At 67.2% G+C, this 14598-nt stretch carries 15 protein-coding genes and 3 pseudogenes; 8 read left to right on the plus strand and 10 right to left on the minus strand.

Going from position 1 to position 14598, the window contains the following annotated elements; genetic code table 11:
* Window positions 1–463 precede the first annotated feature (463 nt).
* The gene (locus tag E1298_RS32660) at window positions 464–664 is read right to left on the minus strand and encodes a cold shock domain-containing protein (protein WP_165975790.1); all 201 of its coding nucleotides are present in this window, start codon (window positions 662–664) and stop codon (window positions 464–466) included.
* A gap of 632 nt (window positions 665–1296) precedes the next feature.
* Between E1298_RS32660 and E1298_RS32665 the strand changes: the two genes are divergently transcribed.
* Both E1298_RS32665 and E1298_RS32670 read left to right on the plus strand, forming a co-directional pair.
* Entirely contained in the window at window positions 1297–1890 is a 594-nt protein-coding gene (locus E1298_RS32665) for a YbhB/YbcL family Raf kinase inhibitor-like protein (RefSeq protein ID WP_207944971.1), read from the plus strand.
* Between the two features lie 294 nt (window positions 1891–2184).
* Window positions 2185–2964: an alpha/beta hydrolase gene (locus tag E1298_RS32670; RefSeq protein WP_131900166.1), complete on the plus strand. Its 780-nt coding sequence runs from the start codon at window positions 2185–2187 to the stop codon at window positions 2962–2964.
* A gap of 65 nt (window positions 2965–3029) precedes the next feature.
* On the opposite strand, the gene E1298_RS32675 is transcribed toward E1298_RS32670, so the two are convergent.
* From E1298_RS32675 to E1298_RS51590, 3 genes and pseudogenes are all read right to left on the minus strand, one after another.
* Window positions 3030–3623 (minus strand): gamma carbonic anhydrase family protein, encoded by a 594-nt coding sequence (locus E1298_RS32675; protein WP_131900168.1) that lies wholly within the window; start codon window positions 3621–3623, stop codon window positions 3030–3032.
* An 11-nt stretch (window positions 3624–3634) separates the two neighbouring features.
* Window positions 3635–4108: a hypothetical protein gene (locus E1298_RS32680; RefSeq protein ID WP_131900170.1), complete on the minus strand. Its 474-nt coding sequence runs from the start codon at window positions 4106–4108 to the stop codon at window positions 3635–3637.
* 387 nt (window positions 4109–4495) lie between these two features.
* Window positions 4496–4615, minus strand: a pseudogene (locus E1298_RS51590) (IS630 family transposase); the annotation flags it as partial.
* 293 nt (window positions 4616–4908) lie between these two features.
* Here E1298_RS51590 and E1298_RS32685 point away from each other — a divergent pair.
* The 4 genes and pseudogenes from E1298_RS32685 to E1298_RS51940 all read left to right on the plus strand — a co-directional run.
* Complete coding sequence (locus E1298_RS32685; protein ID WP_207944972.1) at window positions 4909–6309, plus strand: amidase; 1401 nt, start codon at window positions 4909–4911, stop codon at window positions 6307–6309.
* Window positions 6310–6363: 54 nt separating this feature from the next.
* Complete coding sequence (locus E1298_RS32690; protein WP_243725951.1) at window positions 6364–6936, plus strand: TetR/AcrR family transcriptional regulator; 573 nt, start codon at window positions 6364–6366, stop codon at window positions 6934–6936.
* A 69-nt stretch (window positions 6937–7005) separates the two neighbouring features.
* Entirely contained in the window at window positions 7006–8460 is a 1455-nt protein-coding gene (locus tag E1298_RS32695) for an MFS transporter (protein ID WP_131900176.1), read from the plus strand.
* A gap of 180 nt (window positions 8461–8640) precedes the next feature.
* Window positions 8641–8724, plus strand: a pseudogene (locus tag E1298_RS51940) (IS5/IS1182 family transposase); the annotation flags it as partial.
* Between the two features lie 104 nt (window positions 8725–8828).
* On the opposite strand, the gene E1298_RS49740 reads toward E1298_RS51940, so the two are convergent.
* Window positions 8829–9284: a DUF6069 family protein gene (locus E1298_RS49740; RefSeq protein WP_207944973.1), complete on the minus strand. Its 456-nt coding sequence runs from the start codon at window positions 9282–9284 to the stop codon at window positions 8829–8831.
* Between the two features lie 129 nt (window positions 9285–9413).
* On the opposite strand from E1298_RS49740, the gene E1298_RS49745 reads away from it, so the two are divergent.
* A complete protein-coding gene (locus E1298_RS49745) occupies window positions 9414–9557 on the plus strand; it encodes a hypothetical protein (RefSeq protein ID WP_207944974.1) in 144 nt (47 codons plus the stop codon).
* A 20-nt stretch (window positions 9558–9577) separates the two neighbouring features.
* Here the strand turns inward: E1298_RS49745 and E1298_RS32705 are convergent, their stop codons facing one another.
* Both E1298_RS32705 and E1298_RS32710 read right to left on the minus strand, forming a co-directional pair.
* On the minus strand, window positions 9578–10576 hold the full coding sequence (locus E1298_RS32705) for an RNA polymerase subunit sigma-70 (RefSeq protein ID WP_131900178.1): 999 nt from the start codon (window positions 10574–10576) through the stop codon (window positions 9578–9580).
* Window positions 10577–10663: 87 nt separating this feature from the next.
* Window positions 10664–10765: pseudogene (locus E1298_RS32710) on the minus strand (transposase family protein); the annotation flags it as partial.
* A gap of 375 nt (window positions 10766–11140) precedes the next feature.
* Between E1298_RS32710 and E1298_RS32715 the strand changes: the two are divergent.
* Window positions 11141–12052, plus strand: a complete 912-nt coding sequence (locus E1298_RS32715; protein WP_131900180.1) for a hypothetical protein — start codon at window positions 11141–11143, stop codon at window positions 12050–12052.
* Window positions 12053–12324: 272 nt separating this feature from the next.
* On the opposite strand, the gene E1298_RS32720 is transcribed toward E1298_RS32715, so the two are convergent.
* The 3 genes from E1298_RS32720 to E1298_RS32730 form a co-directional block, all read right to left on the minus strand.
* Window positions 12325–12681 (minus strand): MmcQ/YjbR family DNA-binding protein, encoded by a 357-nt coding sequence (locus E1298_RS32720; RefSeq protein WP_131900182.1) that lies wholly within the window; start codon window positions 12679–12681, stop codon window positions 12325–12327.
* Between the two features lie 70 nt (window positions 12682–12751).
* Window positions 12752–13123, minus strand: a complete 372-nt coding sequence (locus E1298_RS32725) for a VOC family protein (protein ID WP_131900184.1) — start codon at window positions 13121–13123, stop codon at window positions 12752–12754.
* A gap of 86 nt (window positions 13124–13209) precedes the next feature.
* Window positions 13210–14598, minus strand: a 1389-nt coding sequence (locus E1298_RS32730; RefSeq protein WP_131900186.1) for a carboxylesterase/lipase family protein, incomplete at its 5' end; no start/stop codon positions are given.

A 14598-nucleotide genomic window follows, 5' to 3' on the forward strand; every position in this document is an offset into this window, starting at 1 on the left:
CCCCGACGCCCTCCCCAACTGCGTCAACAGCGCCAGAAGCCGTCCCAGACGAGCGCTCGCGAACCTTACCCCCGGGACGCTTGGACCCTTCCCTCCTTGGGCGTCCGCTCCCGGGGGCATCACCAAGCTGAGTTTCCCTGCCTCGCTTGCGGTTTCGGATGCGTGGCGCATCCGACCTCGCCCTCTTGGGCCCGGCGCTCTCCCTGCTCCGGGAGGCCTTCGCCGCCGAGGCGCTTTGCACCTCGGTGCTGCAGGCTTCGACGTCCGCCCCACCGGCGCGCGGCTCTTCGGGCAGTTCCTTCAGAGGCTTCACCTGAAGGGCACGATCTTCGCTGCCCATGCCGGCCGGCATGAACCCCAAGCCCGTCGAATATCCAGCCCCTCCGACACATCTGACTATCTACCCAGCAACCTCACCGTTCAGCCCCGACGTCGTCCCACGGCAGCCGACCCGGCTGGACGTCTACGCCCAGCCCACCACCACATCCTGGGCTTGGACCCCAGAATCGGTGTTCACCAGGACGAACGTGACTCGAAGCCCCACGGTGAGCCCGAGGTACGAGCCCGACGCCTGGTGGACGGCGGTGAAGGAGAACTCGACATCCGGTCCCTCGGCTCGCTGGATCACTCCACGGCCTTCACGATCGCTCCAGGAAATGATCACGCCTTTCTCCCGAGCCGTCATGATCGCCCCACCCCTTGGCGAATCTCGCCACTAGTCCGGCATCCCGACCGTCCCTTGGACGCCCTCCGACAGCCTCGGGGTTCCCCGACCGAGCGCCCCGAGACACCGATCGAGATCGTCTCCGCGCCGGGTCACCGCGCGTCATGGCCCGATCCGTGATCTCCCCACGACCACGGTCGATGAACCTGGTGGACGCTGTTCCACCCAGTTGAGTGCCCCTCATCGCACAACCGTGGACGTGACCCGCTCCGGCCACGCGAAACATGCACAGAACCCATGGTTCGGCATAGCCGATAAATGGGCTCCGGTGCCATGTCAAGATCAAGTCCGAGAGTCGATCTCGTTCGAGGCCGGATTGAGCCCGACTAGAAATCCGATGTCGGATTGAGTCTGCCTAGAACGGGCCACCCAGCACGAGTCGACTCTCCGCCATATCGCCAGCTCAGCGCATCGCCGACAGTACCGTGACGCCGAGGGCGATGGGCGGTGAGGGTGACGACACGGGCGGTAGCGACCGTAAAGCGTGGTCTGTACACTATGATCCCAATCTTGGGAAATACCGGGAGATGCAATGGACGGAGCAGCAGGACCGAAAACCTGAGGAGCCCTCTGTGACCATCAAACGAGTTGTGCTGTACGCCCTGCTCATCCCATGGACCGTCGGTCTCTCGACCACCGCTGCCACGCCGTCGATCGCAGCATCGTCAGAGGCGGGCGGTGCCGCATTCACCTTGACGAGTACCGCCTTCACCGAGGGCGGGGTCATCCCGAAGGTGCACGAGTGCACCAGTGGCGGCAACGACCCACGTCAGAAGAACGAATCCCCACCCCTGGCGTGGACCGGCGGGCCGACCGCCGCCCAGAGTTACGCACTTGTCATGCGCGACCTCGACAACAGGAATCTCATTCACTGGGTGATCTACGACATTCCGGTGAACGTGGCCTCGCTCCCGCAGAATGTCGAGCACGTCTACACGCCCTCGGTCCCCTCCGGAGCCAGGCAGGTCTACTACCGCGGAAGCGCGAGCCTCTTCGGATACCAGGGACCCTGCTCGCCCGGCTCGGTGAACACCTATGAGTTCGTGATCTACGCGCTCAACAAGGCGACGCTGTCCGAGCTCGACTCCAGTTCATCGACGCAAACCGCGGCGCGGGCCATTACGAACGCCACCCTGGGGTCGGCCAAACTGACCGGGGAATCGTAAGTACCGCGAGGAACCCATCGGCACAGGCGTCCAGTAAATTCGCAGGGGCGAATGATGCCCTGGGCTGGCCTACTCGGCGTGGCGAACGTGTCAACCTCCGTCTGGCCAAGGGCACGCCCCGCCCGTAGTTGACGGCCGACGCTGAACCGATGACCACAAGGAGTTGGTCGGGCCCAACGTGCCCCGGACGGTTCATATCCCTCCATCGCTCGGCAAGGCGGTGCCTCAACGGGCCCGGATCTCTGTGACATGGCCGATCGGGCTACAAGTCACTACTCACGGTGATGATCCATCATGGAGGGCGTGGTGATTCCCGAACCCCTTACGCTCTACACCGCTGACGATGTGCGGATCGACGCGGGGCATCTGCGAGGTGCTGGTGAGCTGTGCTTCGTCCTCGCGCACGGTTTCACGTGTTCGTGGCGGCAACCGGCGCTTCGGCGGATCGCCGGTGTTCTCAACCAGTACGGAGGGGTTCTGGGCCTCGATTTCCGCGGTCACGGAAAATCAGACGGGCACTCCACGGTCGGTGACCGAGAGGTGCTCGACATAGAGGCGGCGGTCATGGCGGCGCGTCGACGGGGATACCGGCGGATCGCCGTTGCGGGGTTCTCCATGGGCGGGGCCGTCGCCGTACGGCACGCGGCCTTGCACGGCGGCGTCGATGCCGTGGTGTCGATCAGTGCGCCGGCTCGCTGGTACTACCGCGGGACGGTATCGATGCGGCGAGTGCACTGGGTGATCGAACGGCGTGTTGGACGATTGGCAGTGCGACTAGCGAGAGGCACCCGAATCGCGCCCAACGGCTGGGATCCGGTGCCGGAAGCCCCGTACGAGGTCGTCGGACGGATCGCACCAGTGCCTCTCCTGATCGTCCATGGTGATGCGGACTCGTTCTTCCCGCTTGAGCATGGGCAGCAGTTGTACGGCGCGGCACGCGATCCGCGCGAGCTGTGGATCGAGCCGGCCTTCGGCCATGCTGAGATGGCCGCCACTCCGGACTTGGTCAAGCGCATCGGTGCATGGGCGTCTACGGCCGTTGCCGCCACACGACCAGAGTCTGCGCACCAATAATGGGGAGCGCGCCTGGCTGAGGCATTGAAAGCCTGACCGCCACCCGAGCATCCGAGTACGCCGCGTCACTCGATGACGCGGTCGGTCTTGTGGCTTCCGAAGAAATCAACCTGACGCGCCATGATGTCCCGCATCGACGTGCCACGCGGCATCTTGTAGACCGTCCCGGGGAAGTCCAGGTCCTTCTGGACCTCCCAGAGTTCCTCATGGCGATCGGGCGAGAACAACCGGGCAGGGTCACCGGCCGCGATCCAGCCGATCGGCAGGACTGTATCGGGAGCCAGACGAGAGTTGACGTGCAGGACACTGTTGATGCGGAGTTCGGACCGTGTCCCCGCCACCGACCCCGGAAAGGCCGATACGCCGGTCGCCACGAAAACCTCGTCCTCGATCGTCGCTCCATTGATGTGCGCGTGCGGCCCGATGAGTACCGCATCGCCAACGGTCGCAGGATGGTCGGCCCGACCTCGCACAAGCGCGTTCTCCATCACCACCACATCAGACCCGACGCGGATCTCACCGTTCTCCGCGGTAAGGACCGCCCCATGCAGGACGCGTGCGCCCTCACCGAGCACCACGCTTCCGCACAGCACCGCAGTAGGTGCCACATACGCCGACTCCGGCACCACCGGCATTGCGCCCTCGTGTTCGAGCAGCATCCTTGGGCCTCCTACGTGGACAAAACGAGCTCGCCGTCCCGTACGAAAGCCGGCGTCAGCACGTCGTCCTCGTAGAAGCGCGTGTGGCACTGGAATCGGACGGCCCTCGTGCTCAGCCATTGGAGGAGAACCGTCGGATGCTGGAACGCCTCTGCGTGGATCTCCTGACGGGAGGTCAGAGCCCAGCCGGGACGAACGCCACCCTCACGGCGCACGAGTTCGGAGAACAACACACCGCCGATCCGGGCGGCAGGCCCTCGTTCCGCGAGAACCGGATATGGCCGGCTCTCGAAGACCCAGTTTCCGTGCCCGTCCTGTTGCGGATCACCGTCGTCTCCGATGACGACCTCGTCGTAATCGGTCACGATCGTCAACCTGGTGGGCTGCGGCCCGAGACCGAGATGCCAACGAAGCTCGGCCACTTCACTGGCCGATACGTCATCGGGCAAGTCGGCTGTCACCAAGACCTCATACAAGTCGGCCATGCCGAACAGCCTAATGGTGAGACCCGTCCGTCGGGCCGGTGCGGCCTCACAGCCGGGATCTCAGCACGGCGACCTCGGGCCACGGCTCGAAGCCGTGCTCCACCAGCCGCCCTTGGGCTTCGCAGCGACCACCACGCGCGGATCACCTCTATCCAGGATCAATTACGACATGGCCGGGCGGCGTCCGCTCGTCCGGTGCCGGACCGCGTAGATCGTCAAAGGGCCCCGGAACCCGGTCGTCGTGCCCCATATAGGACGAGTTCGCGCCGCTTCCGTCGCCGGCGTAGGAGACCGGGTGGTCCCGTCGCTTGGGCGCCTCCGCTTAGGGGAGCGGGCGGCCGTGGTCGTGGGCGCGCCACTGCCTTCATCTCGCAGGACCAGGTGGTTCTTCAGTGCCGCCCGCACACGTGCCGGGTTGTTGTGCGGGCTGTAGCGCGCCCCGTACAGAGTCTCGATGCGTGGATGGTCGTGCAGGAACGCGTGGACGGCCTTGGGGTGGTGGATGGTCACCTGGCTGTAGTTGGGGGAGCTCGAACTCAGTTTGATCGGCTGAGGCCGACCCGGGTTCCAGGCCGGCATCGACCCGGTCCTGCCACAGCCACAGGCAGATCGTCTGGTTGGGCGTGTGCGGGTCTGGGGCGATCTCACGCACCAGCCTCCCGGGTCTTCACCTGGTACGGAACCTTGCGCGCGGCGGCCTCTCGATGGACAAAATCCATACTAGTATGTATGTTCGTGTCATGACGAGCTCTCCTGCTTGCACACCTCCCGGTAAGTCGGCCGTATCCGGCGACTGCGAGATGCACTACGCGAACCTGTTGGACGTCGCGGCGCGGATCTACGCCGGCGAGCTCAGCCCCGTCGAACTGACCGAAGCGATCCTGGAGCGGATCGGACTGGTCGATCCGGTCGTTGGCAGCTACGCGACGGTGACCGCGGATGCCGCTGCCGCTCAGGCCAGGACCGCCGAGGCCGAACTGAAAGCGGGACGCTATCGAGGGCCCCTGCATGGGGTGCCGATCGCGGTCAAGGACAACATTTTCACCGCCGGTATCGTCACCGCTGCGGGTACCGCGATCCACTCGGGGCATGTGCCCTCCTACGATGCGACGGTGGTCCAGCGGCTTTCGGCTGCGGGCGCGATCCTGCTCGGCAAACTGCAACTCACCGAGGGCGCGTTCGCCGAGCATCACCCGTCGGTCACGCCTCCCCGAAATCCGTGGAATCCCGGCTACTGGTCGGGGGCCTCGTCGAGCGGCTCCGGAGTCGCGGTGGCGGCCGGCCTCGGGTTCGGTGCGCTCGGCACCGATACCGGTGGGTCGATCCGGTATCCTTCGGCGGCCAATGGCGTCACCGGCATCAAACCGACGTGGGGTCGGGTGAGCAGGTACGGCGTGTTCGCGCTCGCCGCGAGCCTTGACCATATTGGTCCGATGGCGCGCTCGGCGGCTGACGCGGGAGCGATCCTCGGTGTGATCGCCGGGGCGGATCCGCATGATCCGACCGCCGGTCCCACGCCCGTGCCCGATTATCTGGACGGTCTCGGCGCGCCCATCGGCGGCCTGCGAGTCGGCGTGGACCGCGAGTACAACGAAACGCGCGTCGACTCGGCGACCATCCGAATGCTCGACGATGTCGTCGCCGCACTGCGCCGCATGGGCGCGACGATCGTGGAGGTCACCCTCGCCGGTACCGACGCCATCAACGCCCTGTGGCCGCGCTACGCCGGCGTCGAGGCCGCGCTCGCGCACCACGAGACCTTCCCCGCTCACGCGTCGGAGTACGGCCCGGTGGACACACCCGGCTCGATCGCCGGACTGATCGCGCCGGGTCACTCGGTGTCCGGGATCGAATTGATGCGCGCACATCATCAGCGGCTCTCGTTCACCGGTGAGGTCACGCGCACAATGCGCGACGTCGACGTCCTGCTGACTCCGGTGCAGCCGACCACGAGTCTCACCCTCGCCCAGAAGGACGCATTGTACGCCGACGCTGACTCTTTGATCGATTTCCTGCGCTTCGTCACCCCGTTCGATATGTCCGGCAACCCGACGATCACTTTGCCGGGCGGTTTCGGTGAGGACGACATGCCGCTGGGCTTCCAATTCGTCGGCCGTCCCTATGATGAGGAACTGCTGATCCGGCTGGGCGACGCCTATCAGCGCGAATCCGATTGGCATTTGCGGCATCCGCTTCTGTGAATTCTGGTCGGCGATCCGGCCATGAGAACACCGCACTGCGTGCTTGGAGGAATAGTGAAACCGGACGCTCGTGACCGTCTGATCGAGGGTACGCGGGAACTGCTGTGGGAGCGTGGGTACATCGGCACCAGTCCGACCGCGATCCTGGCGCGCTCCGGCGTCGGTCAGGGCAGCATGTACCATCACTTCGCCGGCAAGCCGGACTTGGCACTGGCTGCGGAGCAACGCAGTGCGGAACTCATGCAGCAACAGATCGCGGACGCGTTCGCCCTGGAAGGAACCGCGTTCGAACGGATCTCCGGATATCTGGGCCGCGAACGCGATGTGCTGCGCGGGTGCAGCGTCGGCCGGCTCACGGCCGACCCCGACATCATGGCCGACGAGAAGTTGCGCGCACCGGTACGCGAAACCTTCGAGGTACTGCACGAAAACCTTCAGCGCACCATCGCCGAAGGTGTGGCCGCAGGCGAATTCGCCGACGGTCTGGACGCAGACGAGATAGCCTCCACGATCGCCGCGGTGATCCAGGGCGGTTACGCGCTCGCCCGTGCCGCTCAAGCCGTCGAACCCTTCGACCGTGCCGTACGAGGAGTGCTGTCACTTCTGCGGGCGAGCGCCCGTACCTGACCTGAAAAGGCTTGCCCGCGGCCCGGTATCGCCCTCCCGAACGCTTTTCTCATGTGTATCGGAGCAACCATGTCGTCCGATGCTGCTCAAAAACAGGTTTCCCCACCCGATTCCACTTTCACCACCGGTCGAATTCTCGGCCTGGTGGGCCTGTGTCTGGGCACGGCACTGATAGTCATGGAAGCGAACGTGGTCAACGTCGCGATCCCGGCGATCCGGTCCGACCTTCACGCAAGCCCCGCCGGCGCCCTGTGGGTCATCGACGCCTACACGCTCGTGTTCGCCGCACTGCTGCTGTCCGCGGGCCGCCTCGGGGATCGGATCGGTGCCCGACGCGCCTACCTGTCCGGATTGGGATTGTTCACCATCGCCTCGATCGTCTGCAGTCTGGCCCCCGGCACCGGCACGCTCGTCCTCGGGCGCGCCTGCCAGGGGCTGGGCGCGGCGCTTCTGGCTCCCGCACCGCTGACACTGATCACACGTACCTACACCGCGACCGCCGAACGCACCAGAGCGGTCACGATGTGGGTGAGTGTCGGCGGTATCGGATTCATGATCGGCCCATTCATCGGCGGGCTACTGGTCGACACCCTTGGCTGGCGCAGCATCTTCCTTCTCAATATTCCCATTGCCGCCGTCACCGGCTGGCTCGTCGTACGGTACGTGCGCGAGACCCCTTTGCAACGCGTGTCGTTCGACGTCGGCGGGCAGATCATCGTGGTCGGCGGTCTTACCGCCACCGTGTGGGCGCTGCTGGAATCGAGCGTCGCCGGATGGCTCGATCCGGCCGTGCTGACGGCAATCGTCGGCGGCAGCGTCGCCCTTGTCGTTTTCCTCGCGACCCAGTACTCCGGGGCACGACATGGGCGGGAGGTTCTGCTCCCGCCGGCCATCATCGCCGCTCGTCCCGTCCTCGCCGGCCTGCTCGGCGGCGCGACGTACAATTTCACCCTCTACGGGATGCTGATCGTCTACACGCTCGACTTCCAGCAGTCTCGCGAATATTCCGCGTTCCAGACCGGTCTGGCGTTTCTGCCCTTGACCGCCGCTGCCACATTCGCCGCAACCTTTCTCGGCGCCCGCTTCATCACCGCATTCGGGCCACGCTCCGGCTTGGCCACCGGAATGACGCTCTCGGCGACCGGACTCGCGTTTCTCGCCGCCCCTTCCACCCCTTATCCGCTCGTCGCGGTCGGCTTCTGCGTATTCTCCACCGGAATGGGACTGTCCGCACCCGCGCAGACACTCGCGGTCATGACGTTCGCGCCCGACCGGCACAAGAACATGGGGTCGAGCGCCCTGAACACGGCGCGGCAGACAGGCGGAGCGATCGGAGTCGCTCTGCTCGGCGTGATCGCGACGACCCATGCGGACAGCGGAACCCCGATCGCCATGGCCATCGCTATCGGCATGTGCCTGATCACAGCCGTGACCGCGCTACGGCTCATCCCACCCGAAACACCTGGCAACGGAACACGCCGCCTGCCGGGCATTCACCGCCGCAAACGCACCTTGGAAGGTTGAAGTTCCCGAGTTCGGGAAGTCCGCGAGGCTCTCCAGGTTCCTTGATGCCGGGACACGGAATCTCATGCCAGCAGTTCGGTTGAGTGGAGCCTTTCGCCATCGACGGAACCGAAGGTCTGGCGTGGGTAGGTGTTGTGATGGCCTCGCCTTGGCTTTCGCGTGGAGTGGGTGACGAAGGCGATGGTCTTCGCCGACAAGCGCTATCAAGGCGCAGGAGGCACGATCCACACCCCGTTCAAGCGGCACCGGCATTGTCTCCGCCTGTTGTGAGCGAAGAAGGACGTCAATCGCATCGGGCGGCAGTACCGGGGGCCACGTTGGTGCACTCCCGCACGCTCTCACGTCGCCGTTGTCCCGTCGCGGGATCGTCAATCGGTCCGGGTGCGGAGGCTCCGCGTCAGGGTGGGAATCATCACCATCGCAGGGACGAGGTGTAGCCCGAGGAGGGCGGTGGTGGTGGCGGTGTTCGCTCCGGACAGTAGAGGCGGGATCAACGAGATCGCGGTCAGTGACACTGCCGTCCACACGAATCGCGCGGCGGGGTGAGCGCTCCAGCGAAGAAGAGCGACGGCGATGAGGGTGCCCACGATCGAGAAGAAGCCGGTCACGACGGCGAACCCGAACAGCGGGATCGACTCGCCACCATCGGGGACCTCGAAGTCGACGCCGGTGGCCTGGGCAAGCGCAGCGGCGAGAGTGGTGGCCACCATCGCTGCGAGGGTGGCGACCAAGCCGGTGCCGGCGAGCCCGCGGAGTCGGTGAGTGCGGCTGGTCTGGCCCGGTGCCGGGCCAGCGGCGGCGCCGGTGTCCTTCATGCTGTTCATGGCGTCCTCCGTCATTGGATGACTGGCGTGGGGGTGTGGTGACTGGCGTGTGGCGGTCCTGGCGCGGGGGAGGATGCGCACCCTGGCCGTGCGACGGCCGGGGTTGCGCAGGGCGCGGACGCCGGTGCCGTGGAGCCAGAACCCGGCGTCACGTCCCAGGACCGGCCCGGGCTCGCCGTCGCGCAACTCCAGTTGCACCCGCCCGCGGGTGACGACGCCGAACGCGTCGCACCACTCGGCAGCGACCACCGCGACGCGCGCGCCACCGCGTAGCGCGAGCGCCCGCACCGGGACTACTCCGTACCGTCCGCGGGCAGGCGCTCGGGCAATCCGAGCCGCGGGAACCGGTCGTCGTGGAACGTGACGATCTCGGTGATCGCCCCGCCGGTGACGCGCAGGACGTCGATCGTCAGCGGCAGGTACGCGCCCTCGCGCCTGCGCCATTGGTAGAAGGCGACGGCGGGCTGCCGGTTCACGCGGGTTGGGACGGCGCGCAGGTGCTTCATGCCCTCGAAGCCGTCCTCGACCCAGTCGTTCACCACCGCGTCGCGGCCGACGTGCAGGCCCGGCGTGGGCGGCATCGAGCACCGGACGTCGTCCCGCAGCAGCGCGGCGAGCCCGTCGACGTTCGTGGCCACGCTGGCTTCGGTATAGCGGCGCACCACCTCGCGCGTCCCGGCGTCCTCCTCGCCGCCGGTCCAGTCCTGCCGCTCGGCGGGCAGGTGCTCGCGCATGCCGGCGCGGGCCCGCTGCAGCGCGCTGTTCACGGAGTTGACGGAGTCCCCGAGGAACTCCGCGACGTCCTTGGCCGGCCAGCCGAGCACGTCCCGCAGGATCAGCACGGCCCGCGGGCGCGGCGCGAGGTGCTGGACCGCGACCAGGTACGCGAGCTCGATCGTCTCCCGCGCGACGGCGACGGTCTCCGGCTCGTCGGCGTCGCCCGCGGGCAGCTCGTCGAGCAGCCGATCCGGGTAGGGCTGCAGCCAGAGCACCTCGCCGCCCGTTGCGGGCTCCGGGCGGCGCTTGGCGAGCAGGTCCAGGCAGGCGTTGGTGGCGATCCGGTACAGCCAGGCCCGGAACGTCGACCGCCCCCCGAAGGTCTCCCGCCGCCGCCAGGCACGCAGGAACGTCTCCTGCACGGTGTCCTCGGCGTCCTCGAACGACCCGAGCATCCGGTAGCAGTGCACGTGCAGCTCCCGCCGGTGCCGCTCCGCCAGCCCCGAGAACGCTGGCTCGTCGACCTCGCCCAGCCCGCTCACGCCCAGCTCCTCCAGCCACGTGTCCGCACCCATCACGTCACCCTTCGCCCTCGTCGTGCCCCGTCGTAGGTGTGACGGGTGCGGGCGCGAAAACTCATCACCAGGGCCGGTCGCCATGGCCCCGCCCTGGAACCCGGCTGCCAAGCGGGTGAGGGGGTCGCCGTTGCGCAGGTGGGCCAGGGCGAGCAGGGCCTGCCGGCCGGGGTCGAGTCGCCACGGGCTACCGGCCTACACCATGCCCTACTGACCTGCACTATCAGGGTGGAAATGATGCAATGTGCCCCAGCCATGTTTGCGTTGTTGGTTGTAATTTTTGCTGATTTGTCCAAAAATCTGGCTGCCCCTGTGCCTCATCTCCGACGCCCCAAACGAAACAGTCTTCTGGGGCAAACGGTGCTTGCTCTGGCTCGCAGCCCCCGGTTCGTCGACGTGCGGCGTCCGGTCCATGATCGGCGCTGCGACGGTTTTCGATGCAGCATCCGGACATCCCTGCCGATTGGCCACCGGCTGCGGTCGCTGACCTGCGTGAACTCGAAGTTATCCACATTTTCGCCACCCCCTTTCGGAGGGAAGTGGAGAGCGAGCATCATCGTGGACATGAACGGATTCAACATCACCTGGAAGCGAACGCCCGCAGGCTCAGTCGTCCCTGTCGGGCCGGGGATCTACTTCGCACCCGTCAAGGGAACATCGCTGGCATCAAGGGCCGCCACGCTGAGCCGCCTCCTGCCGTCCGAAGCCGTCATCGCACGCCGCACCGCCGCATGGATCTGGGGCCTCGACGTCTTGCCCCCGGGGGTGAAAGAGGCCGACTGGGACGTCGAACTCATCATGCCTGACCCGTCCCAAGCCGGTCCCTCCCCGGCGCCGGTTACCGCCGACCGAGTGAAGTTGCCGGCCGACCACGTCCAGGAAAAGGCGAATGTTCGGGTCACGTCCCTACCCCGTACCGCGCTCGACTGTGCCCGCTGGTTACCCCGATTCGAAGCGGTCGCCGCCCTCGACCAGTTCCTGCGGAAGGGGGTAGTCGTCGAAGAACTCAACAAGATGGCTCGCGGTTTACCTGGCTATCGCGGCAACAAACGGCTGCGCGAGGTCGTCCGCCTGAGCGACCGGGGCGCCGCCTCGCCTGGTGAGAGCTGGATTCGGACGGCCATCGTCACAGCGGGCTTCCCACGTCCCCGCACCCAAGTACCCGTGATGGGCCCGCACGGCCAATGGCTCTACGTCGATCTCGGCTACGTGGAGTTCCGTGTCGGTATGGAATACGACGGTGAACGCCACCACACCGGCACCAAGGCCCGGGTCCACGACGAGCGTCGTCGGCGCTGGCTCGCCAAGGAAATGGGTTGGGAGATCATCCCGGCCACCAAGGACTTCTTATCCCGCCCAACGCCCTACCTGGAAGCCCTCCTGACGGCGCTTCTCGAACGCGGCTGGCAACCAGACGACGCCGCCATGGACAACATAGCCACCCGCCTCAAGGCCCTCACCCGCCGCCCACGATGACGCCGTCCCTGACCGGAGCGCCAGCCGCCAGACGCCGAAACTCCGCAAGCACGTCCGCCCACGATGACGCCGTCCCTTACCGGAGCGCCAACCCCTGGACGCCAAAACTCCGCGAGCATGTTCGCCCACGATGACGCCGTCCCTGACCCGAGCGCCAGCCCCTGGACGCCGAAACTTCGCGAGCACGTCCGCACCCGAATGTCACCCCCGGCCGCGCGAAGCCGCCCCGCCGACACCAATGAGCGCGGTCTGTCGTCGACTGGGTGGATCGGTTAGCGCTGGTCCAGGAGGGCGGCCAGGCGCTTGGGGGCTATGAGCCGGTAGCTGTCCTCGATCAGCTCGGCTAGTTCGTCCCAGTCCTGGTCGACGTCCAGCCTTGCGCCCACCCATCCTTTGCTGCCCACGTACTTCGGGACGAAGAAGCGTCCGGGAGCCTCGGACACGAGGGCCTCTTGGACGCCGGGCCCGGCTTTGAACATCATGGAAAGGCCGTCCTCGCTCGTCATGAGGAACAGCTTGTCGCGGATCCTGAAGGAGGGGGCCGTGTGGCCGCCGAAGGGTTTCTCGGTCGCTTCCGGCAGCGACAGGCAGATGTCGCGGAGCCTTTCCGGCGCGTCCAGGTCGCTCATGTGCGGTGCCCCTCTCTTGCGGCCGAGCCGCTGGATGGATCGTCAGGAGTGTGGCAGGGGAGACCGACACTCAGTCGATGAGCGAGCCGTGCCGGCGGAGGACGCAGAACTCGTTGCCCTCGGGATCGGCGAGGACCACCCAGCTGACGTCGGATGACTGTCCGATGTCGACTCGGCGGGCGCCCAGGGCGAGGACGCGGTCCACTTCGGCGTCCTGGTCGTCGGGGTTGAGGTCGATGTGCAGCCGGTTCTTGACCGTCTTGCGGTTCGGATCGCGGAGGAAGCAGAGGCCCGGATAGGTCTGTTCGTCCACCCCGACGATCGCCTCGTCGCCGTTGTCCGACAGATACAGGATCGGCTGGTCGAGGACGGCCGACCAGAAGCGGGCCACGGTCTCGGGCTCGATGGAGTCGACGACCAGGTGGTAGAAGCTCGATGCCATGATCAGATGCTAACCGGGGCCTGCGGCCCGGGGCGGAGCGCCGCCGCAGGCGCGGCCCTGGGAAGCGCGGGCCGCGCCCACCGCGGTCAAAGGAGGGGGAGTTCGCTGAAAGTGTGGCCGGCCCACAGGGCCCTGGACGTCTCCTCCGGGTAGGGCAGGACGGACGAGACCGTGTCGTACACGCGGGTGAGCCGCTGTGCCGCTTCGTAGACCGGCCAGCCCGGGTCGCCGGACGTCGCGAAGCCGGTCCAGGCCGACCGGATCTCGGCCGACAGCTCGGCCGCGGCCGCCCGGTCTTCCCCGATCACCAGGTCGGCGATGCCACCGGCGAGGTTGCCGAACACCAGCGGGATGTCGAGGGTGTGGCATGCGCCGAGAATGCCGCCCAGGCCCGGGGCCTGCCACGTCAGTTCGTACAGGTGCGCGCGTCCTCCGCCCGCAGTGTGGGCCTCGGCGAGGTGGAGGCTCGGCATGCGGAACAGCCAGTCGGATTGGACGAGTTCGTGCAGGTACTCCGCCGACGCGTCCGGGAAGGCGCGGCGAAAGGCGTCAGGGTCCGGGGCGAAGGTGCGCAGGGCGGTCGCGGACTGTTCCTCGGTGACCTGTCCATGGAGTCCGTCCATGGCGGTGAAGAGCCGGTACTCGTCGCGATTGTGGCCGGTGATGAGCGCTATGTCGCGGGCGGATCCGTCGGTGAGGGCGTCCCAGGGCGTTCGTGGCAGCACGTCGCCGTCGACGACCGGGGAGAACGGGGTCGCCGAGTGTGCGACCTGGCCCCAGCGCTGCCGTGGACCCATGGTGGTCACGATCGCGTCCACGGCCTTCATCAGGCGCGCGGGGGCGACGGCGGCGAGCTCGTCGCGGACGGGGCGGGCGCCCGCCTCGGCTGCGATCGTCGCGCCGATGTCGTCGGCGAGGGCGCGGGAGAAGTAGGTGCCCGGGACGCTCTGCGCGATCGCCTTCTGGAAGAGCCCGGCCGCGCGCGGCATGGCCAGCAGGGCGGCGATCGAGCCCGCGCCGGCGGACTCGCCGAACACCGTGACGTCGCCGGGGTCGCCGCCGAAGGCCGCGATGTTGTCGCGGACCCAGGTCAGCGCCGCGACCTGGTCGAGCAGGCCGCGGTTGGCGGGGGCGCCCTCGATCTGGCCGAACCCCTCCATGGCCACGCGGTGGTTGAAGGTCACCACGACGACGCCGCCATCGCGCGCGAGGCGCGCCCCGGAGTAGACGGGATCGCCGGAGTGCCCGATGAGGTAGGCGCCCCCGTAGATCCACACCATCACCGGCAGGTGGGCCGCGCCAAGGTCCGGGGACCAGACGTTGCAGGTCAGCCAGTCGTCCCCTGTCGTCTCCGGCGCACCGGGCGAGACGGTCGACGACTGCGGCGGCGGCGTCCCGAACGTCGTTGCGGGACGGACTCCGTCCCATGGCTCGGGCTGTTCCGGGGCTGCGAAGCGCAGATCGCGGACGGGTGG

The organism is Actinomadura rubrisoli, from assembly GCF_004349215.1.
GTDB lineage: Bacteria > Actinomycetota > Actinomycetes > Streptosporangiales > Streptosporangiaceae > Spirillospora > Spirillospora rubrisoli.

Coding starts and splice junctions, on each gene's coding strand:
- E1298_RS32715 (WP_131900180.1), top strand. CDS start 11,141: ATGAACGGATTCAACATCACCTGGAAGCGAACGCCCGCAGGCTCAGTC.
- E1298_RS32670 (WP_131900166.1), top strand. CDS start 2,185: ATGGAGGGCGTGGTGATTCCCGAACCCCTTACGCTCTACACCGCTGAC.
- E1298_RS32705 (WP_131900178.1), bottom strand. CDS start 10,576: ATGGGTGCGGACACGTGGCTGGAGGAGCTGGGCGTGAGCGGGCTGGGC.
- E1298_RS32685 (WP_207944972.1), top strand. CDS start 4,909: ATGCACTACGCGAACCTGTTGGACGTCGCGGCGCGGATCTACGCCGGC.
- E1298_RS32695 (WP_131900176.1), top strand. CDS start 7,006: ATGTCGTCCGATGCTGCTCAAAAACAGGTTTCCCCACCCGATTCCACT.
- E1298_RS32725 (WP_131900184.1), bottom strand. CDS start 13,123: ATGGCATCGAGCTTCTACCACCTGGTCGTCGACTCCATCGAGCCCGAG.
- E1298_RS32675 (WP_131900168.1), bottom strand. CDS start 3,623: ATGCTGCTCGAACACGAGGGCGCAATGCCGGTGGTGCCGGAGTCGGCG.
- E1298_RS32680 (WP_131900170.1), bottom strand. CDS start 4,108: ATGGCCGACTTGTATGAGGTCTTGGTGACAGCCGACTTGCCCGATGAC.
- E1298_RS32720 (WP_131900182.1), bottom strand. CDS start 12,681: ATGAGCGACCTGGACGCGCCGGAAAGGCTCCGCGACATCTGCCTGTCG.
- E1298_RS49740 (WP_207944973.1), bottom strand. CDS start 9,284: ATGAACAGCATGAAGGACACCGGCGCCGCCGCTGGCCCGGCACCGGGC.